This window comes from Nocardioides anomalus (assembly GCF_011046535.1).
In the GTDB taxonomy this organism is placed as follows: Bacteria; Actinomycetota; Actinomycetes; order Propionibacteriales; family Nocardioidaceae; genus Nocardioides; species Nocardioides anomalus.
Window position 1 is genome coordinate 1,948,945 of the sequence record NZ_CP049257.1, and the last position, 22,922, is coordinate 1,971,866.

Sequence of the window (22,922 nt, forward strand, 5' to 3'; positions counted from 1 at the left end):
GCGGTGGCCGACGACCCCGCCCTCGCGCTGTACGTCGCCGTCGCCCGGCTGGTCCGCTCGCTGCGCCAGGAGGTCCCGGGCTCCGCGGTCGGCCCCGGTGGCCTCAGCGTGCTGGTGGCGCTCGACGGTCAGGGCGACGGGCAGGGCCCGCAGCGCATCGGCACGCTGGCCGAGACGATCGGGGTCACCGCGCCGTCCATGACCCGCATCGTCAACGCCCTCGAGGCCGAGGGCCTCGTCGTGCGCCGCGCGGACCCGCTCGACGGCCGGGCCCAGGTGGTCGCGGCCACGCCCGAGGGACGCCGACTGGTCGGCTCCGGACGCGAGGCCAAGCTGGCGGCGCTGCGCCGCCGGCTGGCCGAGCTGCCCCCGGCCGACCGGGAGCGGGTCGAGGCCGCCCTGCCCGCGCTGGAGATATTGGGTGGCGCGGTGCTCGACGGCCGGTGACCATCGAGGCGTGGAGATCACGCGCTTCGGCCCGGACGACACCGACCCGGTCGCGGCGTACGCCGAGATCGTGAGCGCCGCTCGGGCCGTGGACTCCCCGTGGCAGCCGCCCTTGACACGGCGCCGCGCCGAGGCCCGGCTGCGGCACGGCTGGGACGGCGAGGTCGAGGTCCCGTTCCTGGGCGTGGTCGACGAGACGCCGGTCGGCGTGGCCACGCTCGCCGTCAGCGAGTACGACAACCTGCAGCTGGCCTGGCTCGGCGTGACCGTGCACCCCGACCACCGGCGTCGCGGCCACGGCTCGGCGCTGCTGGCGCGCCTGTTCGTCGAGACCAGGGCCGCCGGGCGCACCCTGGTCGGCATCGACGGCTGGGACGACGACACGACCCGCGGCTTCGCCGCGCGGCACGGCTTCGAGCAGAAGAGCGTCTCCGTGCAGCGCCAGCAGCGGATCGACGAGCTCGACTGGGACGAGCTGGCCCGCCTGCACGACGAGGCCCGGGCCGCCGCGTCGGCGTACGACCTGGAGCGGTGGGAGGGCCGCACCCCCGACGACCAGCTCGTGGCGCTGGGGGGAGCTGACCGAGGCGATCAACGACGCGCCCACCGACGACCTGGAGCTCGAGGACGAGGTCTACCCGCCCGAGCGGGTCCGCGGCTACGAGGACGCCCAGCTCGCCGCCGGCTTCCGGCTCCACCGCGTCGTGGCCCGGCACCGCGACAGCGGCCGGCTGGGCGGGCACAGCGTGGTCGCCGTCGACGAGGAGACGCCCGCCCGCGGCTGGCAGCACGACACCGCCGTCGCCCAGGACCACCGGGGCCACCGCCTCGGGCTGCTGCTCAAGACCGAGATGAACCTCTGGCTGCGCGACGCCGAGCCCGCGCTGGAGGTCGTCAGCACCTTCAACGCCGAGTCCAACGACCACATGATCGGCGTCAACGAGCAGCTCGGCTACCGGATCGCCGGCCGCGAGCTGGAGTTCCAGCGCTCCCTCTAGGCACTGTCCGTCGGGACCGCCGGTACCGCTGGCCGAGGGCGACCACGGCCACGCCGGCTAGAGGACGTACGACGAGGTGCGCCGCAGCTCCTCGACCGCGCCGGTGACGACGCGGTCGAGGAGCTCCTCGCACGTCGGGAGGTCGTCGATGACCCCGGCCACCTGACCCGAGGCCAGGATGCCGGCGGTGGTGTCGCCCTCGACGAGGCCGGCCTTGAGCAGCGTGGGGGTGTTGGCGGCCAGGGTCATCTGGGCCAGCGTGCGGCCCTGGGCCGTGCGCATGGCGCGGCCGTCCCGGGCCAGCTGGCGCCAGGACATGCCGCTGTCGCGCTTGAACTCCAGGGTCCGCCGCACGGTCGGGCCGAGCCGCCTGAGCGACGAGGTCTCCTCGACCTCGTCCACGAACGCCGTGCGCAGCATCCGGTGCGGCATGCCGTCGACCTTGCTGGTCACCACGGTGCCGGTGAGGTCGGTCTGCAGGTAGAGCTGCTTGACCGCGTCGGGCACCGCCGAGTCCTGGGTGAGCAGGAAGCGGGTGCCCATGCCGACCGCCGCGGCGCCGTACGACAGCGCGGCGGCCAGGCCGCGACCGTCGAAGAAGCCGCCGGCCGCGACCACGGGGATGTCCACCGCGTCCAGGACGGTGGGCAGCAGCAGCGTGGTCGGGACGGCACCCGTGTGGCCGCCGCCCTCGCCGCCCTGGACCATGACCGCGTCGGCGCCCCAGGACGCGACCTTGACGGCGTGCTTGGCCGCCCCGATGGACGGCATCACCACGATGCCGTGGTCCTTGAGCTTGCGGATCTGGTCCTGCCGGGGCGCCAGCGCGAACGACGCGACCTCCACCCCGTGCCTGATCAGCAGGTCGACCCGTTCAGGGGCGTCGCCGGCGTCGGCGCGCAGGTTGACCCCGAACGGCTGGTCGGTTCGGCGCTTGACCTCGAGGATCGCCCGCTCGAGCTCCTCGAGGGTCATGGTGGCGCTGGCCAGGATGCCGAGCCCGCCGGCGTTCGCCGTGCCGACGGTCAGCCGCGGCCCGGAGACCCAGCCCATCCCGGTCTGCACGACCGGGTGCCGCACCCCGACCAGGTCGGTGAACGGCGTGCGCAGCAGCTGTGCGATCACGGTGCCGTCACTGGTCCGGGACCTCCTTGAAGCGCAGCCCCTTCGGGTCCAGCACCTCGGTGATGACGACCAGCTCCTCCTCGGTCGGCAGCCGGGTCTCGGGGACGTCACCGTCCACCTGGAATCCACAGCCGGACGCCTCCCGCACCTCCTCCACAGACACCCCGGGATGGACCGAGCGCAGCCTTAGCGTGTGGTCCTCGCCCTGCACATCGAAGACGCAGAGATTGGAGACGATGCGGTGGATGTCGTTGTACGTCGCGGCGCCCGGGCCCGCCGCCCGCGCCCGCGCGGGGCCGACCCCTGAGACCACGTCGACCTGCTCGACGAACACGCGCGGTGAGTGCTTGGGCACCCAGTAGGACGTGCGGTTGTTGACGGTGTTGCCGGGCGCTCCCCGCGAGCCGAGGAGCTGACGCTTCGGGCGGTCGAAGTCGCCGATGGCGGAGATGTTCTGGTTGCCGTGCCGGTCGACCTGGGTGGCACCCATCATCACGTGGCGCTTGCCGTAGGCGATGACGTCGAAGACCTTGCGGAACGGGATCCACCCCTCCACCACGTCGCGCTCGGCCGACAGCGGGGCGAACAGCGGCGGGGGCGAGGCCAGGAAGAGCGCCTCGCCGTCGGAGAGGACCAGGTCCGGGTTCTGGGTCAGCCGGCACAGCCGCACGCCGAGCGTGGGCAGCAGTCCCATCGGGCTGGCGAACAGCTCGCCGTCGTCGGCGAAGGCATCGGCGATGGCGGCGGCGCAGACGTCCGCGCGGGTCGGGGTCACGCCTGCTCCTGAGCGAACGCGCGCACCGCGTCCTGGTAGGCCGTCTCGTCGCCGCGCAGGAAGCGGTCCTCGAAGGCCCCCCACTCCTCGTCGCTGCCGGCGGCCGCCGCGGCGTACGCCCGTTGGAACCGCTCGTCGCGCTCGTAGTCCGGCGTGCACGTGGTGAAGTGCGCCCCGTGGGGCGTCTCGACCACACCGTCGACCATCATCCGGTTGAGCAGCACCCGCTGCACCGGGGTGTCGACGGTGAGTCCGGCGGTGTCGACCACCTGCTCGCAGGAGACGTACGCGCGCTCGGCGGCCATGCAGAACAGGTCGTCGAAGTAGGGGTCCGGGCCGAGGTACGTCGCGTTGCCGTGCCGGTCGGCTCGGTTGAGGTGGACCAGGGCCACGTCGAGGCGCAGGGCCGGGACGGCGACCAGCTCGGTCGCGTCGTCGTACGGGCTGGTCACGGTCCTGATCGCGGGGTTGTGCGTCAGCACGTCGGAGCCGAGCCCGGCCCGCATCGGCAGGAACGGCAGGCGCTGGGCCGCGGCCTGCAGCCCGGTCATGAACATGCCCTCGTCGAGCTCCACGACCTCGGGGATGGTGCCCTCCTGGCGCGCGCGCTGGAAGTTCGGCTCCAGGGGGACCGAGTCGAGGGAGACGAAGGCGTAGACCAGCTTGCGGACCTTGCCGGCGCGGGTGAGCAGCCCGACGTCGGCGCCGCCCCAGCTGACCAGCGTGAGGTCCTTCAGGTCCGAGCGCAGGATCGCGCGGACCAGGGCCATCGGCTTGCGCCGCGGGCCCCAGCCGCCGATGCCGACGGTGAGGCCGTCCTCCAGGGTGTCGACGACCTGCTCGATGCTCATCGTCTTGTCGCGCGGTCCCCTGGTCACCGGTCCCTCCCCACGAAGCCGTCGCGCAGCTCGTCGCTCACCCCGAGCAGGTTCAGCTCGAAGGTGAACCCCTGCTCGAAGCGGTAGCTCTTGTTCACGTCGACCGGGTCGATGCCGTTGAGCGCGGCCTTGGCCGCGCGGATCACCCGCGGGTCCTTGTCGGCGATGTCGGCAGCCAGCTCCAGCGCGGTCTCGTCCAGCTGCTCGCGCGGCACGACGGCGTACACCGACCCGTGCTGGACCAGCTCGGCGGCGGTGATGGTGCGGGCGGTGAAGTAGAGCGTGCGCATCAGGTGCTGGGGCACCAGCCGCGCCATGTGGGTCGCGGCGCCGAGTGCGCCCTGCTTGACCTCGGGGACGCCGAAGGAGGCGTCCTCGCTGGCCACCACCACGTCGCAGTTGCCGACCAGCCCGACCCCGCCGCCCAGGCAGAAGCCGTGCACCGCGCCGATGACCGGCACCGCGCACTCGTAGACCGCCTTGAACGCCGCGAAGCACCCGCGGTTGGCCCCGACCAGCGCGGCGAAGCCGTCGGTGGACTGCATCTCCTTGATGTCCACGCCGGCGTTGAAGCCGCGGCCCTCGGCCCGCAGCACCACGACCCGCGTCTGCGCGTCGGCGCTCGCCTCGTCGAGTGCCGCGGCCAGGTCGAACCAGCCCTGGACGGTCAGCGCGTTGACCGGGGGAGCGTCGACGGTCACCACGCGGATGCCGTCGGCGCGGCGCTCACTGCGGACCGGCACCGGACCTCCTCGCCGACAAACCAAGCATTTGCTTGGTAGGGTAGCAGCATGCCGCTGTCCGTCGACCTGACCGGCCGGGTGGCCCTGGTCACCGGCGGGACGCGGGGCATCGGGCGCGGCGTCAGCGCCGCGCTGCGGGAGGCCGGCGCGCACGTGGTGACCTGCTCCCGCTCCGAGGTCGATGCCGACGTGAGCGCCGACCACCACGTCTGCGACGTCCGCGACCCCGACGCGGTCGCCGCGCTGGTCGCGGCGGTGGTGCGCGACCACGGGCGCCTCGACGTCCTCGTCAACAACGCCGGCGGCGCCCCGGCGGCCGACGCGGCCACGGCGTCCCCGCGCTTCCACGACAGGGTCGTCGGCCTCAACCTGCTCAGCCCGCTGCTGGTCGCCCAGGCCGCCCACGCCGTCATGCAGGGCCAGGCCGGCGGCGGGGTGGTCGTGAACATCTCCTCGATCGCCGCCCACCGGCCCGCGCCCACCACCGCGGCGTACGGCGCGGCGAAGGCCGGGCTCGACGCGCTCACCCGGTCCCTGGCCGTGGAGTGGGGGCCGGAGGTGCGCGTGAACGCGATCGACGTCGGGCTGTGCCGGACCGAGGACAGCGACGACCACTACGGCGGCGACGCGCGCGTGGCCGCGATCGAGCGCACCATCCCGCTGGGCCGGATGGCCCGGCCGGAGGAGGTCGGCGCGGTCGCGGCGTTCCTGGCCAGCGACCTGGCGTCGTACGTCTCGGGCGCGCGGATCACCTGCGACGGCGGCGGCGAGCCGCCGGTCTTCCTGCACATCGACTGAACCGGACGAGAGGGGCTGCTGTGGCGGCACTGCTGGAGGGCCGCGTGGCCATCGTGACCGGCGCGGGCCGGGGCATCGGGCGCGCCCACGCGCTCGAGCTGGCCCGCCACGGCGCCGCGGTGGTGGTCAACGACCACGGCGTGACCAACGCGGGCGAGGCGGCGGGCGACTCGCCCGCCGACGAGGTGGTGGCCGAGATCGAGGCGGCCGGCGGCCGGGCGGTGGCCAACGGTGCCGACGTGGCCGACTTCGCGCAGGCCGAGGCCATGGTCCGCCAGGCGGTGGAGACCTTCGGCGGCCTCGACGTGCTGGTCAACAACGCCGGGTTCGTCCGGGACCGGATGCTCGTCAACACCTCCGAGGAGGAGTGGGACGCCGTGATCCGGGTGCACCTCAAGGGCCACTTCGCCCCGCTGCGCCACGCCGGCGCCTACTGGCGCACCGAGGCCAAGGAGGGCCGCCAGCGCGCGGCCCGCGTGGTCAACACCACCTCCGGAGCCGGTCTCCAGGGCTCGGTCGGCCAGGCGACGTACTCCGCGGCCAAGGCGGGCATCGCCGGGCTGACCCTGGTGGCCGCCCAGGAGCTGGGCCGCTACGGCGTGACCGTGAACGCCGTGGCCCCGGTCGCGAAGACGCGGATGACCGAGGGCGCCTTCGACACCTCGGCCATGGCCCTGCCCGAGGACAACTCACCCGTCGTGGCCTGGCTGGCCTCCACGGACTCCGGCGACGTCACCGGCCGGGTGCTCGAGATCGACGGCAGCGTCCTCACCGTCGAGACCGGCTGGGCCCACGGCCCGGCCCGTGACGCCGGCGCCCGCTGGCGGGCCGCCGACGTCGGCCCCGCGGTGCGCGCGCTCCTGGCCCAGGCGCCCGAGCCGGAGCCGGTCTACGGGAGCTGAGGCCGGCCTACGGGACGAGCGGCGTGCTGCTCGCGACCGGGGTCAGCGTCACCTGCCACGGCACGCTCGACCCGGCTTGCAGGGTGGCGTTGCCGCTGCAGGTGAGCCCCAGGGTGTTGCCGGCGGGGACGGTGGCGAGGGCCGTGCCGCTGACGCTGGCGAACCTTCCCGGGGCCGCGGGGCTGGCGGCGAGGGCGAGCGTCGCGAAGGTCGCGGTGTTGGTCACGGTGCAGGACAGCCAGGTGGTCGAGCCGGTGTCGAGCACCTGCATCGACACGAGGTAGGACCCGGAGGGCACCGACCCGAGCGGGAGCGTCTGCCCGTTGCCCACGGCACCGCCGGACTTGGTCCAGACGAACGGTCGCACCCCGAGCCGGGCGGCGGACTCGCCCCCGACCGTGACGGCGTTCCTGGCCGTGTCAGCCGTCGTGGCGCGGGCGACGGTCAGGTCGGCGGCCTTGGCGTCGACCACCTTGGCGGCGATCTTCTTGACGCTCCTCTTGGTCAGCGAGGCGGCGGTCGCGCCGGTGCCTGTCAGACCGAGGAGCAGGCCGACCACGAGGCCGAGGAAAAGGAGAGGGACAGTCTTCGCGCGCACCCCCTCATCTTGGGGTGCGGCTCAGCGCCGGCCCATGCTCAGAAGAGGCCATGGCGCTGAGAGCCGTCTTGGGCTAGACCCGCTCGAGCACCGTGCCCGTGGCCATCGCGCCGCCGGCGCACATCGAGACGAGCGCGGTCGAGCCGTCGCGCCGCTCGAGCTCGTGCAGGGCCGTGGTCAGGAGCCGGGTGCCGGTGGAGCCCACGGGGTGCCCGAGGGCGATCGCACCGCCGTTGACGTTGACCCTGTCCAGGTCCGGCCGGTGCTGGCTGGCCCAGGACAGGACGACGGAGGCGAAGGCCTCGTTGACCTCGAACAGGTCGACGTCCCCGATGGCCATCCCGGTGCGGTCGAGCAGCCGCTGGGTGGCCTCGACCGGCCCGTCGAGGTGGTAGTAGGGGTCGGAGCCGACCAGGCAGTGCGAGACGATCCGGGCCCGCGGGGTGAGGCCCAGGGCGCGCGCCTTGTCCTCGTCCATGATGAGCACCGCGGAGGCGCCGTCGGAGATCTGCGAGGACGTGCCGGCCGTGTGCAGCCCGTCGGGGAGCACGGTCCGCAGCCCGGCCAGCCCCTCGAGGGTGGTGTCGCGCAGCCCCTGGTCGGCGTCGACCACCCGGGTCTCGCCGGTCGGCTCGCCGTCCTCGCCGAGCACGGGCGCGACGTACGCCGCCACCTCGCGCTTGAAGCGGCCCTCGTCGACGGCCACGCGCGCCTTCTGCTGCGAGGCCAACCCGAAGGCGTCCAGGTCCGCACGCGTCAGCCCCCGCCGGCCGGCGATCCGGTCGGCGGCCTCGAACTGGTTGGGCATGTCGATGGTCCAGTCGTCGGGGCGGGGGTCGCCGAGACCGGGCGGCACGTTGGCGCCGAGCGGGATCCGCGACATCGCCTCCACCCCGCAGGCGATGCCGACGTCGATGGTCCCGGCCGCGACCATGTCGTGCACCAGGTGCGCCGACTGCTGGCCGGAGCCGCACTGGGCGTCGATGGTCGTGGCGCCGGTGTGCTGGGGGAGCCCGGCGTGGAGCCAGGCCCGGCGGACCATGTCGTTGGACTGCTCGCCGGCCTGGGTCACGCAGCCGCCCACGACCTGCTCGACCAGCTCGGGGTCGAGTCCTGCGCGGCGCAGCACCTCGCCCTGGACGAAGCCGAGCAGTGCCGCCGGGTGCACCCCGGCCAGCCACCCGTTGCGCTTGCCCAACGGGGTGCGGACGGCGTCGATGATCACGGGGGGTGCCCATGTCCAGAAAAAGTAGAACCTGTTCTCGTTCGCGGCAAGCAAGCGCTTCCCCTGCGTACCGGGAGTATGTAGCCTCGCCCACTAGAACGTGTTCCAGATCGGCCCCAGGAGCCAGCCCTTGACCACCGCCGCGCAGCCCGCCAGCGTCGTACCGGACCTCACCGATCCGGACGTGATGCAGGAGGGGGTCCCGCACGCGGCGATGCGGGAGCTGCGGCGCACCGCGCCCGTGTCGTACGTCGAGCAGGAGGCGTCGGCGCGCGCCGGCTTCCCGGCCCACACCGGCTACTGGGCGCTCAGCCGGCACGCCGACGTGGCCGCGGTCTCCAAGGACCAGGTCAACTTCTCCACCCGGCTCGACGGCGTGATCATCCGGTTCGCCCCGGACATGGACCGCGACGGCGTGGAGAACACCCGCTTCCTGCTCATCAACCACGACGCGCCCGACCACACCCGGCTGCGCCAGATCGTCTCCCGCGCGTTCACCCCGCGGGCCATCGCTCGGCTGCACGACGACCTGCGACGCCGCTCGGTCGAGATCGTGCAGGCGGCGGTGGCCCGGGGGGAGGGCAACTTCGTCCAGGACGTCGCGGCCGAGCTGCCGCTGCAGGCCATCGCGGGGCTGCTCGGGGTGCCGCAGGAGGACCGCGGCCGGCTCTTCGACTGGTCCAACCAGATGATGAGCTACGACGACCCGGAGGTGGAGGGCGACCAGGCCGTCGCGTTCATGGAGATCCTGGCCTACTCCATGGCGCTGGCCGACGAGCGTCGCAAGCACCCGCAGGACGACATCATCACCCGGCTGGTGAGCGCCGAGATCGACGCCAGCGGCGAGCAGGGCCGGGGACTCACCGACGACGAGTTCGGCTTCTTCATGGTCCTGCTGGCCGTGGCCGGCAACGAGACCACGCGCAACGCGATCTCGCACGGGATGCACGCCTTCTTCCAGCACCCCGACCAGTGGGAGCTCTACAAGCGCGAGCGCCCGGCGACCGCCGGCGACGAGATCATCCGGTGGGCCAGCCCGGTCACCGTCTTCCAGCGCACCGCCGTGCGCGACGTGGTGGTCGGCGGTGTGCCCATCGAGGCCGGCCAGCGCGTGGGGCTGTTCTACGCCAGCGCCAACTTCGACGAGGACGTCTTCGGCGACCCGTTCACCTTCGACACCACCCGCGACCCCAACCCGCACCAGGCGTTCGGCGGGCACGGGGCGCACTACTGCATCGGTGCCAACCTGGCCCGGCTCGAGGTCGACCTGATCTTCGACGCCCTGGCCGAGCACGCACCGGGCATCCGACAGATCGGGGAGCCGCGGCGGCTGCGCCACGGCTGGATCAACGGAGTCAAGGAGCTGGAGGTCTCCTACCGATGAGTGCTACAGAGTCGAGCGTGCTGCCCGAGGGCTACGACCCCACCGACCCCGACGTGATCTGGGAGTCGGTCCCGCACGAGCGCTTCCAGGAGCTGCGGCGCCAGGCCCCGGTCCACTGGATCGAGCAGCCGCAGTCCTCGCGCGACGGGATGCTCGGCGGCACCGGCTACTGGGCCGTCTCCACGCACGCCGACGTCTCGGCGGTCTCGAAGGACTCCAAGAACTTCTCCTCGGCCGAGAACGGCGCGATCATCCGCTTCCAGGAGGGGATGCTGCGCGAGATGGTCGAGCTGCAGCGGGTCATGCTGCTCAACCAGGACCCGCCCGAGCACACCAACACCCGGCGGATCATCTCCCGCGGCTTCACGCCCCGCTCGATCGGCGCGCTCGAGCAGATCATGACCGAGCGCGCGCACCAGATCGTCCAGGACGCCGTACGCCGCGGCTCGGGCGACTTCGTGACCGAGGTCGCCGCGGAGCTGCCGCTCCAGGCGATCGCCGACCTGCTCGGCGTGCCCCAGGAGGACCGGGCCAAGCTGTTCGACTGGTCCAACCAGATGCTGGCCAACGAGGACCCCGACTACCAGGGCGAGCCCGACCTGGCCGCCGCCGAGATCCTCGGCTACGCGATGACGATGGCCGCGGCCCGCCGCGAGGAGCCCCGGGACGACCTCGTCACCAAGCTCATCAACGCCGACAAGGACGGCCGCGGGCTCACCGACGACGAGTTCGGCTACTTCTTCATCATCCTCACCGTGGCCGGCAACGAGACCACCCGCAACGCGATCACGCACGGCATGCACCACTTCCTGGCGAACCCCGACCAGTGGCGGCTCTGGGTCGACGAGCGGCCCGAGACCATGGTCGACGAGGTGATCCGGGTGGCCACGCCGGTCAACGTGTTCCAGCGGACCGCGCTGCACGACGTCCGCGTCGGCGACGTCGAGGTCCGGCAGGGCCAGCGGGTCGGGCTGTTCTACGGCTCGGCCAACTACGACGAGGACGTCTTCGCCGACCCCTACCGCTTCGACATCACCCGCTCGCCCAACCCGCACCTGGCCTTCGGCGGCCACGGCGCGCACTACTGCATCGGCGCCAACCTGGCTCGCCAGGAGGTGCGACTCATCTTCACCGCGCTGGCCGACCACGCCCCCGGCATCACCCAGCTGGCCGAGCCGCGCCGGCTGCGGCACGGGTGGATCAACGGGATCAAGGAGCTCCAGGTCTCCTACGCCGGCTGAGCGGCCGGCGCGCTACTCGAGCCCGCCGCGGTCGGTGAGGACGAGCGGACCGTCCTTGGTGATGGCCACGGTGTGCTCCATGTGCGCGCCCCGTGAGCCGTCCGCGCTGCGCAGCGTCCAGCCGTCGGCGTCGGTGTAGATCTCGTCGGTGCTCTGCAGGAACCACGGCTCGATGGCGATGACCAGGCCCGGCTTGAGCTTGAAGCCCCGGCCGGCACGGCCGTCGTTGGGCACGTGCGGGTCCCCGTGCATGGTCCGGCCGACGCCGTGGCCGCCGAACTGGAGGTTGACGCTCAGGCCGGCCTTGCGGGCGGTGTCGCCGATGGCCGCGGAGATGTCGTAGAGCCGGTTGCCGACCCGGGCCTGGAGGATGCCGGCCTCGAGGGCCAGGGTGGCGGTCTCGATGAGGTCGAGGTCCTCCTGGCGCGGGGTGCCGACGACCACGCTGATCGCCGAGTCGGCCACCCAGCCGTCGACGGCGCAGGCGAAGTCCAGGCTCAGCAGGTCGCCGTCCTGGAGGGCGTAGTCGTGGGGGAGCCCGTGCAGCACGGCGTCGTTGACGCTGGTGCACAGCACCTTGCCGAACGGCGAGGCGCCGAAGGACGGGTGGTAGTCGATGTAGCACGACTCGGCGCCGCGGTCCTTGATCATCCGGTGCGCCAGCTCGTCGAGCTCGAGCAGGTTGACCCCGACGGCGGCCGCCTCGCGCAGGGCGACGAGGACCTCGGCGACGAACCGGCCGGCCGGCCGCATCGCCTCGACCTGCGCGGGGGTGCGGAGCTCGATCATGTGCGCAAGCCTACGGGCATGGAGCTGGTCCTCGGCACGATGTACTTCGGCACCCGCACGGACGAGGCGACGTCGTTCGCGGTGCTCGACCGCTACGTCGCGGCGGGCGGCCGGATCCTCGACACGGCGAACTGCTACGCGTTCTGGGCGTCCGGCACCGGGCACGGCGGGCAGAGCGAGACCGTCCTCGGCCGCTGGCTGGCGGCCAACCCGGGCGTGCGCGAGGAGCTGACCGTGGCCACCAAGGTCGGGGTGGAGCCGGTCGACGGCGGCGGGGTCGAGGGGCTGTCGGCCGACGTCATCGGCCGCGAGTGCCGGCGCTCGCTGGAGCGGCTGGGCGTAGACCGGGTCGACCTCTACTGGGCCCACGGCGAGGACCGGTCCGTGCCGCTGGCCGAGACCGTGGCCGCGTTCGGTGAGCTCGTCGAGGAGGGCCTGGTGGGGCGGCTCGGCGTCTCCAACCACCCGACCTGGCGGGTCGAGCAGGCGCGGGCGCTGGCGGCGGCGAGCGGCGTGGCGGCGTACACCGCGCTGCAGCTCACCACGTCGTACGTCGGGCCGCGGCCGGGTGCGCCGGTGCCGGGCAAGGACCACCGGTTCGGGTTCGTCAGCGACGAGACCGTGGACTACCTCGAGACCCACCCCGACCTCGAGCTGTGGGTCTACAGCCCGTTGGTCCAGGGCTCCTACGACCGGGCCGACCGGCCGTTCCCGCGGCGTACGACCACCCGGGCACGACCGCGCGGCTCGCCGCGCTGACCCAGGTCGCCGGGGCCAGGGGAGTGCCGCGCTCGCAGGTGGTCCTGGCCTGGCTGGTGAGCCGCGGCTGGAGGCCCATCGTGGGCGTCAGCACCCTCGAGCAGCTGGACTCGGCGCTGGCCTCGGCCGCGCTGGAGCTGACCGAGGACGAGCTCGCGCTGCTGAGGGCAGAACCGCTCTGAGCGGATCCCCTGGATCCGGGGCGGCCCGGCGACCATCGTCGGGAGCATGAGCCAGACACCCAACCTCGCCGGCCTCTCCGCCGCCGACCGGCTGCTGCACCAGCGCATCATCGTGCTGGGCCAGGAGGTCGACGACGCCATCGCCAACAAGCTCTGCGCCGAGCTGCTCCTGCTCTCCGCCGAGGACCCGCGGCGCGACATCGCGCTCTACATCAACTCCCCGGGCGGCTCTGTCTCGGCCGGGCTCGCGATCTACGACACCATGCGGCTGATTCCCAACGACGTGGCCACGCTGGCCATGGGGCTCGCGGCGTCGATGGGGCAGTTCCTGCTCAGCGCGGGCACGCCGGGCAAGCGGTTCGCACTGCCGCACAGCCGGATCCTGATGCACCAGGGCTCCGCCGGGATCGGCGGCACCGCCATCGACATCGAGATCCAGGCCGAGAACCTCGAGCACACCAAGAACGTGATGATGCGGCTCATCGCCGAGCACACCGGGCAGCCGGTCGAGCGGATCGAGCGGGACGCGCGGCGCGACCGGTGGTTCACCGCGGAGCAGGCCCGCGAGTACGGCTTCGTCGACGCTGTGCTCACCGACGTGGCCGAGGTGACCCCGCGGCGCGCCGAGCCGGTGCGGATGGGGCTGGCCCGGTGAGCCAGTACACGATCCCGTCCGTCGTCGAGAAGACCGTCCGCGGCGAGCGCGCGGTCGACATCTACAGCCGCCTGCTCACCGACCGCATCGTCTACATCGGCACCGAGATCGACGACGGCGTGGCCAACGTCGTCATCGCCCAGCTGCTGCACCTGGAGTCGGAGAGCGCGGCGTCGCCGATCGACCTCTACCTCAACTCCCCGGGCGGATCGGTCACGGCGATGCTGGCCATCTACGACACCCTGCAGTTCATCAGCTCGCCGGTCGGTACGACGGCCATCGGCCAGGCCGGCTCGTCGGCCGCGGTCCTGCTGGCCGCGGGGGAGCCGGGGCGCCGGCACGTGCTGCCGCACTCGCGGGTCGTGCTCCACCAGCCGTCGGGCGGCGGTCAGGGCGCGCTGCCCGACCTGGCGCTCCAGGCCAAGGAGATCGTCCGGCTGCGCTCGCAGATGGAGTCGATCCTGGCCCGGCACACCGGCCGCGACCCCGAGCAGATCCGCGAGGACACCGAGCGCGACCTGGTGCTGTCGGCCGAGGAGGCGATCGCCTACGGGCTGGCCGACGCGGTCCTGGACTCGCGCAAGCTGCCCGTCGGCTGAGCGTCAGCTGACCGCGCGCGGCGTCGGCAGCTGGGCGCGCAGCAGCCAGTCGTCGAGGTCGCTGGGCGGCAGGGGGCGGGCGAAGTGGAACCCCTGGGCGACGTCGCAGTCCAGCAGCCCCAGCTCGCGCTGCGTGGCCTGGTCCTCCACGCCCTCGGCCACGACCGACAGGCCGAGGTCGTGGGCCAGGCCGACGGTGGCCCGGACCAGGATCGAGTCGCGCGAGCCCTCCTCGGTGAGGTGGCGCATGAAGCTGCGGTCGATCTTCAGCTCGTCGATCGGGAGGTCCTTGAGGTAGGACAGCGACGAGTAGCCGGTGCCGAAGTCGTCCAGCGACATGCGCACGCCGAGCGAGCGCAGGGTGTGCAGGATGCGCACGGCCAGCTCGGGGTCGCTCACGATCGTCATCTCGGTGATCTCGAGGATGAGCAGGTGCGGGCGCACGCCGTTGCGACGCAGGGCGTCGGTGACCATCCGCGGCAGCGACGGGTCCAGCAGGCAGCGGCGCGACAGGTTGACCGAGACCGGCACCTCGAAGCCGAGCTCCTGCCACTCGCGCATCTGGCGCAGCGCGATGTCGAGGACCTCGGCGGTGAACTCGCGGCTGAGGTTGGTCCGGTCGACCATGTCGATGAACGCGCCGGGCTGCAGCAGGCCGCGCTCGGGGTGCTGCCAGCGGGCCAGCGCCTCGGCGCCGACCATCCGCCCGTTCGTGAGGTCCACCTTGGGCTGGTAGTGCAGGACGATCTCGTGCTCGGCCAGGGCACGGCGCAGGTCGCCGAGCAGGGCCAGCCGGTTGCCGGTGTGGGGACCGACGTGGAGCAGGGGCTGGTCCTCGTCGTAGAACACGCGGCCGAGCCGCTGCTCCTTGGCGTGGTACATCGCCACGTCGGCGTCGCGCACCACCGCCACGGCGTCCTGGTCCGGGCCGGCGGTCGCGATGCCGATGCTGACCTCGAGGTCGACGTGGGCGCCGCCGAGGTCGAAGGGCTGGGAGAGCTCCTCCTGGAGCCGGTTGCTGGTGCCCTCGACGTCGTGCCGGTTGGCCCCGACCAGGAGCACGGCGTACTCGTCGCCGCCGAGCCGGGTGACCATGTCGCCGGTGCGGACGGACGCGGTGAGCCGGCGGGCCACCTCGATGAGGACCAGGTCGCCACAGCCGTGGCCGAACATGTCGTTGACCTCCTTGAACCCGTCCATGTCGAGCAGCACCACGCTGACCTCGGGACGGTCCACGACCGGCAGGTCGAGCAACCGCTCGAGCTCGCCCAGGAAGAGCGCCCGGTTGGGCAGCCCGGTGAGGACGTCGTGACTGGCCTGGTGCACCAGCTTGGTCGAGAGGTGGGCCTGGGAGTCGCGCAGCTTCTCCTGCGCGCGCCAGTAGACGATCGAGCCGAGGCAGGCGCCGAGGATGCCGAGGGCGTGGATGCCACCCCACACCCAGGGGTGGTGCTGGCCGGCCGCGTGGTTGAACGTGCCCTGGGGGTCGAGGGTCCCCATCACGCCGTGGTGGACCAGCACGGTCCCGACCGCGACCGTGAACGGCAGCCAGCTCTCGTAGAGCGCCACCAGCGGGATCATCACGAAGAAGTGGAAGTGCGCCTCGATGTAGCCGTCGGAGAGGTGGACCAGTGTCGCGGACACGACCATGAGGCCGGTCGCGGCGAAGACCGCGCGCACCGACCGCTTGAACCACTGGACCGACGCGAACAGCGCGAACTCCGCCGGCAGCGCGGCCTCGAACACGCTGTGGGTCAGGCTGTTGCCGCGGAAGAGCGCGAACCAGAACAGCGCGAAGCACTGGACGACGAGGATCCAGACCACCCAGCGGTGCCGGATGTCCCAGGTCTTGTCGGGGATGCCGCGGCCGCGCGGCAGCCAGTCCGGGAGCCGGGAGGTGGTCGTCGTCGTCACAGCGGGTCCTCTGTCTGGGGTCGGGTCGAGAGGGGTTGCTCGGTCATCCATCGGCACGGCAAGAGCCCTCCTGAGGGAATCAGGGGATCCGGTGTTGACTTCAAGCGGACTTGAAGTTTCATGCTGGTGGGCATGAGCACTCCTGTCGCTGTCATCACCGGCGTCTCCCAGGGCCTCGGCCGTGCGCTGGCCCACGAGCTGGCCGGCCGCGGCTGGGCCCTGGTCCTGGACGCCCGCCACGAACGAGCCCTGCACGACGCCGTCCGCGCCCTGCCCGGCGGCCCGCACCCGGCCATCGCGGGCGACGTGGCCGACCCGGCGCACCGCCGGGACCTGGTCGACGTGGCGGCAGAGCTGGGCGGCGCCACGGCCCTGGTCAACAACGCCAGCACCCTGGGCCTGAGCCCGTTGCCGCCGCTGGCCGAGCTCGACCCCGCGACGTACGTGCGGCTGCTGGAGGTCAACCTGGTCGCGCCGGTCGTGCTGACCGCGGCGCTGCTGCCCCAGCTGCGCCGCCGGTCGGGCGTCGTGGTCAACCTCAGCTCGGACGCCGCGGTCGAGGCCTACGGCACGTGGGGCGGCTACGGCTCCTCCAAGGCCGCCCTCGACCACGCCTCGCGGGTGCTGGCCGCCGAGGAGCCGGTGCTGCGGGTGTACGCCGTGGACCCGGGCGACATGCGCACCCAGCTGCACCAGGACGCGTTCCCGGGCGAGGACGTCTCCGACCGGCCGGAGCCGGAGACGGTGGTCCCGGCCCTGCTCCGGCTGCTCGAGGGGACGCTGCCCAGCGGGCGCTACCGCGCCGCAGAGCTCGCGGCGGTGCCGGCGTGAGCGCGGTGCACCAGGCGCGGCGCTTCGTGCTGCCGCCGGACAGCGAGGCGCGGGTGCCGCCCGAGGCCCGCGGCCTGGCCCGCGACGAGGTCCGGATGGCGGTGGTGACCGCCGACCGCACCCACCACCGGCGGGTCCGCGAGCTGGCCGACTGGCTCGAGCCCGGCGACCTGCTGGTCGTCAACACCAGCGCGACGCTGCCCTCGGCCCTGCCCGGCGGCGTGCACGTCTCGGCCGAGCTCGACGACGGCTCGTGGGTCGTCGAGCTGCGCCGGCCCGACGGGCACGGCCCCCGGCGCGGCGCGGCCGGAGAGGTGGTGCGCCTCCCGGACGGCGTACGCCTGCGGCTGCACGCGCCGCACCCGGCCGGCCAGACCCGGCTCTGGCGGGCCACCACGCTGCCGGTGGTGGACCGGGTGGCCTACCTGCGCCGGCACGGCGAGCCGATCCGCTACCCGTACGTCGACGGCGCGTGGCCGATCGAGGACCTGCAGAACGTCTACGCCGCGGTCCCGGGCAGCGCCGAGATGCCGTCGGCCGGGCGGCCGCTGTCCCGCGCGGTCCTCGTCGACCTGATGGCGGCCGGCGTCGTGGTGGCGCCGCTGGTGCTGCACACCGGCGTGGCCAGCCAGGAGGCCCACGAGCCGCCCCAGGCGGAGTGGTACGACGTGCCGCCGGCCACCCGGGGGCTCGTCGACCTCACGCTCGCCCAGGGCGGCCGCGTCGTCGCCGTCGGGACGACGGTGGTGCGGGCCCTGGAGAGCGCCGCCTCCGGGCCGCCGTCGGGGTGGACGTCGCTGGTGCTCTCCTCGGCCCGGCCGGCGCAGGTGGTGAGCGGTCTGCTCACCGGGCTGCACGAGCCGGAGGCCTCGCACCTGGACCTGCTCGAGGCCGTGGCCGGTGGGGCGCTGGTCGACCGCGCGTACGCCGACGTCACCGCGCCCGGGGCGCCGCACTACCTCTGGCACGAGTTCGGCGACTCGATGCTGTTGCTACCGTCCGAGGGGTGAGCGACCTCGTCGACCGGTCCATCGCGGAGCTCCGCGCCCAGCACGACCAGCTGGCGGAGGTGGTGGCGGGGCTGACCCAGGAGCAGCTGACCGGGCCCAGCGGCGCGAGCGAGTGGTCGGTCGCCGACGTCCTCTCCCACCTCGGGAGCGGGGCGGAGATCGGCCGCTACCCGGTCGTCGCCGCCCTGACCAGCGCGGACGTGGACGCCCCGGAGAACACCGAGATCTGGGACCGCTGGAACGCCATGGCCCCCGCCGACCAGGCCTCCGGCTTCCTCGGCAGCGACGAGGAGCTCGTGGCGACGTACGAGGCGATGACGCCCGAGCAGCGCGAGCAGACCCAGATCGACCTCGGATTCCTGCCGCAGCCGGTGCCGTTGGCCACCGCGGTCGGCATGCGCCTGAACGAGGTCGTGCTGCACGCCTGGGACGTGCGCGCCGGGCTGGACCCCGCGGCGACGCTGAGCGACGAGGCGGCGTCGCTGCTGGCCGAGCACTACACCGAGACGATGTCGTTCCTGCTCGGCTTCGTCGGCCAGCCCGGCGACGTCGGCCCGACCAGGGTCGCGCTCGGCGACCACACCGTGGTCGTCGAGGACGCGGTCCGCCTCGAGCCGGGCACCGAGGGCGCCACCGCGACCTTCGAGGGGCCCTTCGAGGCCGGGGTGCGGCTGATCACGGGCCGGCTCCGTCCGGAGCACACCCCGGCCGACGTCGCCGTCACCGGCGACGTGAGCCTGGAGGACCTGCGGACGGTCTTCCCGGGCTACTGATCAGGCCGCCAGGCAGACCGGGCCGCGCACCTCGGTCAGCCGGCGCGCCACGCGGGTGGTGAGGTCGACCAGCCGCAGCCCGAGCGCGCCGGCCACGGCCTGGAGCACCTCGGAGCTCGGCTCCTTGCGACCGCGCTCGACCTCGGAGAGGTACTGCGTCGAGACGCCCGCCTCCTCGGCCACGTCGGCCAGGGTGCGGCCCACGTCGTGACGCTCCTCGCGCAGCTCGCGGCCCACCGCCTCGCGCCACAGCGGCTCACGCTCCGCGGGCTCGGTCTCCGGCCGCGGGAACGGGATCAGCTCACCCATGTCCGGAGGCTACGCCCGCACGTCGTACGACGCGCCGGTCGCGCCCGGCGTTCGCGGAGGGCGAACGGCCGCGCTACCTGCGCGCCTTGAGCCAGTGACCCAGCTCGGCGTCGGTGAGCAGCTCGCGCGCCTCGTCCTCGCGCTCCTCGGGCACCATGACCCGCATCTGCAGGAAGTTGAGCGTCCCCTCGAGGACGCTGGAGTTGCGGTCGGCGACGAAGCAGGGGATGTCCGCCTCCTGCATCAGCCCCTCGACCACGGAGATCAACGCGACGTCGTTGGTCCGGACGATCTCGATCATGACCCTCCCAACGGCCGGCGTTCCCCTAGGGTGCCCGCATGCGCGGTCGCCGTCGAGGGACACCCGACCAGGACCGCTGGACGCGCCACGACTGGTGGGGCGTGGTCGTCGACAGCCCGGACCCCGAGGCGCTCGCCCGGTTCTACTCCGAGCTGCTCGGCTGGCCGCTGTGGCGGCCCGACGAGATGGACCCCGGCGAGGCGGCCGTCGACGCCGGGGAGGGGGTCGCCGGCCTCACCTTCCACCTCGAGCGGGACTACGTGCGGCCGGTCTGGCCGAACGCGCCGGGGGAGCAGCAGATGATGCTGCACCTGGACTTCCAGGTCGACGACCTGGACGCGGCCGTGGGCCACGCGGTCGGGCTCGGCGCCGAGCTCGCCGCCCACCAGCCGCAGGAGGACGTCCGGGTGCTGCTCGACCCGGACGGCCACCCGTTCTGCCTGTACGTCTAGTGCGTCGGCTTCTCCGCACCCACGACCCACATGGCGAAGAACTGCGAGCCGCCGCCGTAGGCGTGGCCCAGTGCCTTGCGGGCGCCGTCGACCTGGTGCTCGCCGGCGGCGCCGCGGACCTGGAGCGCGGCCTCGCCGAAGCGGAGCATGCCGGAGGCGCCGATGGGGTTGGAGGAGAGCACGCCGCCGGAGCAGTTGACCGGCAGCACGCCGTCCATGGCGGTGCCGCCGGACTCGGTGAGCCGCCACCCCTCGCCCTCGTCCGCGAAGCCGAGGGACTCGAGCCACATGGGCTCGAACCACGAGAACGGCACGTAGATCTCGGCCACGTCGATCTCGTCGAGGGGTGAGGTGATGCCGGCCTGCTCCCAGAGCGCGGCGGCGGCGTCGCGGGAGGCCTGCGGGTTGACCTGGTCGCGCTCGGCGGCGGTGGTGGCCTCCGAGCGCATCACGGTGCCGTGGATCCAGGCCGGGTTGGGGGAGGCGCCGGCCACGTCCTCGGCGGCGATGACCAGCGCGCAGGCGCCGTCGGAGGAGGGGCAGGTCTCGTCGTACCGGATCGGGTCCCACAGCATCTGCGAGGCGAGCACGGACTCGACCGTGGTGCCCTCGTTGTGCAGGTGCGCGTAGGGGTTCTTGAGCGCGTTGTTCCGGTCCTTGGCCGCGACGATCGCGCCGATGTGGTTCGGCGCGCCGGAGCGCCGGATGTAGGAGCGCACGTGCGGGGCGAAGTAGCCGCCCGCGCCGGCGTGCACGGGCATGTTGAACGGGATGGGCACCGAGAGCGCCCACATGGCGTTGGACTCCGACTGCTTCTCGTAGGCGACGGTGAGCACCTTGCGGTGCACGCCGGCCTGGACGAGCGAGGCGGCGACGATGGCGGTGGAGCCGCCGACCGAGCCGGCGGTGTGCACGCGCAGCAGCGGCTTGCCGGCCGCGCCGAGGGCCTCGGCCAGGAACAGCTCGGGCATCATCACGCCCTCGAAGAGGTCCGGCGCCTTGCCCACGACGATGGCGTCGACCTCGTCGAGCGTCATCCCGGCGTCCTCGAGGGCGCGGTCCACGGCCTCGCGGCACAGCCCCGCCATCGAGACGTCCTCACGCTTGGCCCGGTGGTGGGTCTGGCCCACGCCGACGACCGCGGCCGGCTGCTTGCCCATCAGTGGTCAGCTCCCATCACACACACGAGGTTCTGCTGCAGGGCCGGTCCGGACGTCGCGTGGCCCAGGGTCCTGGCCGCCTCGCCGCTCCAGATCCGCCGGGCGGCCTCGCCGATCCGGATGCCGCCGGCGGAGAACATCGGGTTCGACGTCAGCGCCCCGCCCGACGGGTTGACGCGCACGTCGTCCGCGAGCCCCAGCTCGCGGCGCAGCACGAGCTCCTGGTGGCTGAACGGCGCGTGCAGCTCGGCCACCTCCACACCGTCCAGGTCACAGGCCTCGCCGGCCCGCTGCGCGGACGGCGAGCGGGTCAGGTCGCGGGTGCCCATGCTCATCGGGTCGACGAAGTGGGCCAGCGAGCGGATCCAGGCGGGCCGGTCGGTCACCTCGCGCGCCCGGTCCCCGGCCGCGAGGACCAGGGCGGCCGCGCCGTCGGTCACCGGCGCGCAGTCGTGCTTGCGCAGCGGGTCGGCGTACACCGGCCGGGCCAGCAGCTCGTCGACCGACGAGCCGCCCTTGCGCACGGCGTACTCGTTCTTCTCCGCGTCCGTCAGCGACCGGTTCGCCACCTCGGCCATGGCCCGCTCGTCCCAGACGCCGGCGTCGATGCCCGCGCGGGCCTGGAGGCCGGCGAGGGAGACGGTGTCGGGCCAGATCGGTGTCATCGTGTAGGGCTCGAGCTGCAGGCTGAGCGTCCGCCGCAGCACGCCGGCCGAGCTCTTGCCGAACGCGTAGACCAGCGCGGTGTCGACCTCGCCGGTCTGGATCTTGAGCCAGGCCTCGTACATCGCCCAGGCCAGGTCCATCTCCACGTGCGACTCGTTGACCGGCGGGATCACCCCGATCGCGTCGACGGCCTGGACGAACGAGAACGACCGGCCAGCGAGGTAGTCGCTGGACCCGGAGCACCAGAAGCCCACGTCGCGCCGGGTCCAGCCGGTCTGCTCGTAGCACTCCGCGAACAGCGGCACGAGCAGCTCCACGCAGGTCGGCGACCCGTCGAAGTCCTGCATCTGCCGCTGGGCGAACCCGACGACGGCGACGTCACGCATCCCGACCCCCTCAGAGGTGCTGCTTGTAGGTGTCGTAGTCCGCGTCCGGCTCCCCGGTCGGCGCGAAGTGGCTGATGTTCTCGATCGTCGTGCCCCACTCCGACTCGGGCTTCCACACCGCCTTGACCCGCATCCCCATCCGGACCTCCTCGGCCGGGATGTCCAGGATCAGGTGCAGGAAGGCGATGTCGGCGCCGTCGAGCAGGACGTACGCCGAGACGTACGGCGGCGTGATCCGCTGGCCCAGGAACGGCACGTTGACGATGCAGAACGTCGTCACCGTGCCGGTGTCCGGCAGCGGCACCTCGTCGGTGGTCGGCGTGCCGTCGGACGGGCACGCGCTGCGCGGCGGGATGTAGACCTTCCCGCACCGCGGGCACCGTTGGCCGACGAGCTTGCCCTGGCTGAGCGAGGTGTAGAACAACGACTCCTCGGGCGAGGCGGCGTAGAGGTAGTCGAGCTCGACCGGGACCACGATCCCGGTGACCGGGTCGATCGTCCGGAGCGGCTCGCGCGGCGCTGCCACCTCGGCCGCGTCCGGCGCCGGTTCGAAGCAGGCGATGTCGGTGATGTCGCCGGTGCGCTCCTCGCGCCAGCGGATCCGCACCCGCATGCCCGTGTGCACGTCGGCGGGCGAGGCCACGTCGAGCGCGTGCAGCAGCGGGGCGTCGGCACCGTCCAGGGTGACCAGCGCGAAGGCGAACGGCCGGTCCAGCGGCTGGCCCTTGACCGGCTCGGGCACCCACGTCCAGCTGGTCACGGTGCCGGTGTCGGCCACCTCGACGAAGTCCTGGGTCGGCTCGTGCGTGACCGGGTCGAACTCCGGCGGCGGGACCACGACCCGCCCGTCCGACGTACGACCGCCGACCACCACGCCCTCGCGCAGCCCGCCCAGGAAGCGGCCCAGCACCGGCCCGGTCGAACGGGTGTAGTCGAACGCTACGGTGACGGGCGCGGACAGGGTGCGGGCCATGGACGCAAACTAGAACACGTTCTAATCTGATTCAAGGTCTCTCGGAGGG

27 protein-coding genes and 1 pseudogene are annotated in these 22,922 nt (G+C 73.0%); 15 read left to right on the top strand and 13 right to left on the bottom strand.

Annotated elements, in window-relative coordinates; all coding sequences use genetic code 11:
* The first annotated feature begins 3 nt into the window (after nt 1-3).
* The 3 genes and pseudogenes from G5V58_RS09865 (at nt 4) to G5V58_RS25950 (ending at nt 1,445) form a co-directional block, all read left to right on the top strand.
* On the top strand, nt 4-447 hold the full coding sequence (locus G5V58_RS09865) for a MarR family winged helix-turn-helix transcriptional regulator (protein ID WP_165231717.1): 444 nt from the start codon (nt 4-6) through the stop codon (nt 445-447).
* Between the two features lie 184 nt (nt 448-631).
* Nucleotides 632-805 (top strand): annotated as a pseudogene (locus G5V58_RS26715) (GNAT family N-acetyltransferase); the annotation flags it as partial.
* Nucleotides 806-1,151: 346 nt separating this feature from the next.
* Entirely contained in the window at nt 1,152-1,445 is a 294-nt protein-coding gene (locus G5V58_RS25950; protein ID WP_230487240.1) for a hypothetical protein, read from the top strand.
* A gap of 57 nt (nt 1,446-1,502) precedes the next feature.
* Here G5V58_RS25950 and G5V58_RS09875 read toward each other — a convergent pair whose 3' ends face one another.
* The 4 genes from G5V58_RS09875 to G5V58_RS09890 are packed head-to-tail and all read right to left on the bottom strand — an operon-like array spanning nt 1,503 to nt 4,966.
* Nucleotides 1,503-2,570, bottom strand: coding sequence for an NAD(P)H-dependent flavin oxidoreductase (locus G5V58_RS09875; RefSeq protein WP_196240576.1), 1,068 nt, complete (start codon nt 2,568-2,570; stop codon nt 1,503-1,505).
* 7 nt (nt 2,571-2,577) lie between these two features.
* Nucleotides 2,578-3,345 (bottom strand): CoA-transferase subunit beta, encoded by a 768-nt coding sequence (locus tag G5V58_RS09880; RefSeq protein ID WP_165231723.1) that lies wholly within the window; start codon nt 3,343-3,345, stop codon nt 2,578-2,580.
* On the bottom strand, nt 3,342-4,223 hold the full coding sequence (locus G5V58_RS09885; protein ID WP_230487241.1) for a CoA transferase subunit A: 882 nt from the start codon (nt 4,221-4,223) through the stop codon (nt 3,342-3,344). The genes G5V58_RS09880 and G5V58_RS09885 overlap by 4 nt, the downstream gene beginning before the upstream one ends.
* Nucleotides 4,220-4,966: an enoyl-CoA hydratase family protein gene (locus G5V58_RS09890; protein ID WP_165231726.1), complete on the bottom strand. Its 747-nt coding sequence runs from the start codon at nt 4,964-4,966 to the stop codon at nt 4,220-4,222. The genes G5V58_RS09885 and G5V58_RS09890 overlap by 4 nt, the downstream gene beginning before the upstream one ends.
* Before the next feature lie 48 nt (nt 4,967-5,014).
* Between G5V58_RS09890 and G5V58_RS09895 the strand changes: the two genes are divergently transcribed.
* Both G5V58_RS09895 and G5V58_RS09900 read left to right on the top strand, forming a co-directional pair.
* Nucleotides 5,015-5,764, top strand: coding sequence for an SDR family oxidoreductase (locus G5V58_RS09895; protein WP_165231728.1), 750 nt, complete (start codon nt 5,015-5,017; stop codon nt 5,762-5,764).
* 20 nt (nt 5,765-5,784) lie between these two features.
* On the top strand, nt 5,785-6,666 hold the full coding sequence (locus G5V58_RS09900; protein ID WP_165231731.1) for an SDR family oxidoreductase: 882 nt from the start codon (nt 5,785-5,787) through the stop codon (nt 6,664-6,666).
* Nucleotides 6,667-6,673: 7 nt separating this feature from the next.
* Here the strand turns inward: G5V58_RS09900 and G5V58_RS09905 are convergent, their stop codons facing one another.
* Complete coding sequence (locus G5V58_RS09905) at nt 6,674-7,264, bottom strand: hypothetical protein (protein ID WP_165231734.1); 591 nt, start codon at nt 7,262-7,264, stop codon at nt 6,674-6,676.
* Nucleotides 7,265-7,337: 73 nt separating this feature from the next.
* Nucleotides 7,338-8,489, bottom strand: a complete 1,152-nt coding sequence (locus G5V58_RS09910) for a steroid 3-ketoacyl-CoA thiolase (RefSeq protein WP_165231747.1) — start codon at nt 8,487-8,489, stop codon at nt 7,338-7,340.
* Between the two features lie 130 nt (nt 8,490-8,619).
* On the opposite strand from G5V58_RS09910, the gene G5V58_RS09915 reads away from it, so the two are divergent.
* Nucleotides 8,620-9,873, top strand: coding sequence for a cytochrome P450 (locus G5V58_RS09915; protein ID WP_230487242.1), 1,254 nt, complete (start codon nt 8,620-8,622; stop codon nt 9,871-9,873).
* Nucleotides 9,870-11,114 carry a cytochrome P450 gene (locus tag G5V58_RS09920; protein ID WP_165231750.1) on the top strand — a complete coding sequence of 415 codons (1,245 nt, stop codon included), beginning with the start codon at nt 9,870-9,872 and terminating at the stop codon, nt 11,112-11,114. Before G5V58_RS09915 ends, G5V58_RS09920 begins: the two co-directional genes overlap by 4 nt.
* Before the next feature lie 12 nt (nt 11,115-11,126).
* On the opposite strand, the gene map is transcribed toward G5V58_RS09920, so the two are convergent.
* Nucleotides 11,127-11,903 carry a type I methionyl aminopeptidase gene (gene map / locus G5V58_RS09925; protein WP_165231753.1) on the bottom strand — a complete coding sequence of 259 codons (777 nt, stop codon included), beginning with the start codon at nt 11,901-11,903 and terminating at the stop codon, nt 11,127-11,129.
* Nucleotides 11,904-11,921: 18 nt separating this feature from the next.
* On the opposite strand from map, the gene G5V58_RS09930 reads away from it, so the two are divergent.
* The 4 genes from G5V58_RS09930 to G5V58_RS09940 are packed head-to-tail and all read left to right on the top strand — an operon-like array spanning nt 11,922 to nt 14,098.
* On the top strand, nt 11,922-12,662 hold the full coding sequence (locus G5V58_RS09930; RefSeq protein ID WP_329957563.1) for an aldo/keto reductase: 741 nt from the start codon (nt 11,922-11,924) through the stop codon (nt 12,660-12,662).
* A gap of 23 nt (nt 12,663-12,685) precedes the next feature.
* Nucleotides 12,686-12,844 carry an aldo/keto reductase gene (locus tag G5V58_RS26575; protein WP_329957564.1) on the top strand — a complete coding sequence of 53 codons (159 nt, stop codon included), beginning with the start codon at nt 12,686-12,688 and terminating at the stop codon, nt 12,842-12,844.
* Between the two features lie 46 nt (nt 12,845-12,890).
* A complete protein-coding gene (locus G5V58_RS09935; RefSeq protein ID WP_165231756.1) occupies nt 12,891-13,499 on the top strand; it encodes a ClpP family protease in 609 nt (202 codons plus the stop codon).
* Nucleotides 13,496-14,098, top strand: coding sequence for a ClpP family protease (locus tag G5V58_RS09940; RefSeq protein WP_165231759.1), 603 nt, complete (start codon nt 13,496-13,498; stop codon nt 14,096-14,098). Before G5V58_RS09935 ends, G5V58_RS09940 begins: the two co-directional genes overlap by 4 nt.
* Before the next feature lie 3 nt (nt 14,099-14,101).
* Here G5V58_RS09940 and G5V58_RS09945 read toward each other — a convergent pair whose 3' ends face one another.
* Entirely contained in the window at nt 14,102-16,012 is a 1,911-nt protein-coding gene (locus G5V58_RS09945; protein WP_165231762.1) for a putative bifunctional diguanylate cyclase/phosphodiesterase, read from the bottom strand.
* 132 nt (nt 16,013-16,144) lie between these two features.
* Between G5V58_RS09945 and G5V58_RS09950 the strand changes: the two genes are divergently transcribed.
* The 3 genes from G5V58_RS09950 to G5V58_RS09960 are packed head-to-tail and all read left to right on the top strand — an operon-like array spanning nt 16,145 to nt 18,626.
* The gene (locus tag G5V58_RS09950; RefSeq protein ID WP_165231765.1) at nt 16,145-16,843 is read left to right on the top strand and encodes an SDR family NAD(P)-dependent oxidoreductase; all 699 of its coding nucleotides are present in this window, start codon (nt 16,145-16,147) and stop codon (nt 16,841-16,843) included.
* A complete protein-coding gene (locus G5V58_RS09955; RefSeq protein ID WP_230487243.1) occupies nt 16,840-17,853 on the top strand; it encodes an S-adenosylmethionine:tRNA ribosyltransferase-isomerase in 1,014 nt (337 codons plus the stop codon). Before G5V58_RS09950 ends, G5V58_RS09955 begins: the two co-directional genes overlap by 4 nt.
* Nucleotides 17,850-18,626, top strand: coding sequence for a maleylpyruvate isomerase family mycothiol-dependent enzyme (locus tag G5V58_RS09960; RefSeq protein ID WP_165231768.1), 777 nt, complete (start codon nt 17,850-17,852; stop codon nt 18,624-18,626). The genes G5V58_RS09955 and G5V58_RS09960 overlap by 4 nt, the downstream gene beginning before the upstream one ends.
* On the opposite strand, the gene G5V58_RS09965 is transcribed toward G5V58_RS09960, so the two are convergent.
* Both G5V58_RS09965 and G5V58_RS09970 read right to left on the bottom strand, forming a co-directional pair.
* The gene (locus tag G5V58_RS09965) at nt 18,627-18,935 is read right to left on the bottom strand and encodes a helix-turn-helix domain-containing protein (RefSeq protein ID WP_165231771.1); all 309 of its coding nucleotides are present in this window, start codon (nt 18,933-18,935) and stop codon (nt 18,627-18,629) included.
* A gap of 73 nt (nt 18,936-19,008) precedes the next feature.
* A complete protein-coding gene (locus G5V58_RS09970) occupies nt 19,009-19,236 on the bottom strand; it encodes a putative signal transducing protein (protein WP_165231774.1) in 228 nt (75 codons plus the stop codon).
* Nucleotides 19,237-19,274: 38 nt separating this feature from the next.
* On the opposite strand from G5V58_RS09970, the gene G5V58_RS09975 reads away from it, so the two are divergent.
* Nucleotides 19,275-19,688 (top strand): VOC family protein, encoded by a 414-nt coding sequence (locus G5V58_RS09975; protein WP_165231777.1) that lies wholly within the window; start codon nt 19,275-19,277, stop codon nt 19,686-19,688.
* Here G5V58_RS09975 and G5V58_RS09980 read toward each other — a convergent pair.
* From G5V58_RS09980 to G5V58_RS09990, 3 genes are read right to left on the bottom strand one after another with little or no spacing between them, the layout of a single operon-like run.
* Nucleotides 19,685-20,848 (bottom strand): thiolase domain-containing protein, encoded by a 1,164-nt coding sequence (locus G5V58_RS09980; RefSeq protein ID WP_165231780.1) that lies wholly within the window; start codon nt 20,846-20,848, stop codon nt 19,685-19,687. The two genes, G5V58_RS09975 and G5V58_RS09980, sit on opposite strands and share 4 nt — an antisense overlap.
* Nucleotides 20,848-21,900 (bottom strand): thiolase domain-containing protein, encoded by a 1,053-nt coding sequence (locus G5V58_RS09985; RefSeq protein ID WP_165231783.1) that lies wholly within the window; start codon nt 21,898-21,900, stop codon nt 20,848-20,850. Before G5V58_RS09985 ends, G5V58_RS09980 begins: the two co-directional genes overlap by 1 nt.
* 10 nt (nt 21,901-21,910) lie before the next feature.
* Entirely contained in the window at nt 21,911-22,873 is a 963-nt protein-coding gene (locus G5V58_RS09990; RefSeq protein WP_165231786.1) for a Zn-ribbon domain-containing OB-fold protein, read from the bottom strand.
* Nucleotides 22,874-22,922 lie beyond the last annotated feature (49 nt).

Excerpts from the sequence above, each read along its gene's own strand:
- G5V58_RS09895 (WP_165231728.1), top strand. The coding sequence starts at position 5,015 with ATGCCGCTGTCCGTCGACCTGACCGGCCGGGTGGCCCTGGTCACCGGC.
- G5V58_RS09920 (WP_165231750.1), top strand. The coding sequence starts at position 9,870 with ATGAGTGCTACAGAGTCGAGCGTGCTGCCCGAGGGCTACGACCCCACC.
- map (WP_165231753.1), bottom strand. The coding sequence starts at position 11,903 with ATGATCGAGCTCCGCACCCCCGCGCAGGTCGAGGCGATGCGGCCGGCC.
- G5V58_RS09930 (WP_329957563.1), top strand. The coding sequence starts at position 11,922 with ATGGAGCTGGTCCTCGGCACGATGTACTTCGGCACCCGCACGGACGAG.
- G5V58_RS09935 (WP_165231756.1), top strand. The coding sequence starts at position 12,891 with ATGAGCCAGACACCCAACCTCGCCGGCCTCTCCGCCGCCGACCGGCTG.
- G5V58_RS09950 (WP_165231765.1), top strand. The coding sequence starts at position 16,145 with ATGAGCACTCCTGTCGCTGTCATCACCGGCGTCTCCCAGGGCCTCGGC.
- G5V58_RS09965 (WP_165231771.1), bottom strand. The coding sequence starts at position 18,935 with ATGGGTGAGCTGATCCCGTTCCCGCGGCCGGAGACCGAGCCCGCGGAG.
- G5V58_RS09970 (WP_165231774.1), bottom strand. The coding sequence starts at position 19,236 with ATGATCGAGATCGTCCGGACCAACGACGTCGCGTTGATCTCCGTGGTC.
- G5V58_RS09975 (WP_165231777.1), top strand. The coding sequence starts at position 19,275 with ATGCGCGGTCGCCGTCGAGGGACACCCGACCAGGACCGCTGGACGCGC.
- G5V58_RS09980 (WP_165231780.1), bottom strand. The coding sequence starts at position 20,848 with ATGGGCAAGCAGCCGGCCGCGGTCGTCGGCGTGGGCCAGACCCACCAC.
- G5V58_RS09985 (WP_165231783.1), bottom strand. The coding sequence starts at position 21,900 with ATGCGTGACGTCGCCGTCGTCGGGTTCGCCCAGCGGCAGATGCAGGAC.
- G5V58_RS09990 (WP_165231786.1), bottom strand. The coding sequence starts at position 22,873 with ATGGCCCGCACCCTGTCCGCGCCCGTCACCGTAGCGTTCGACTACACC.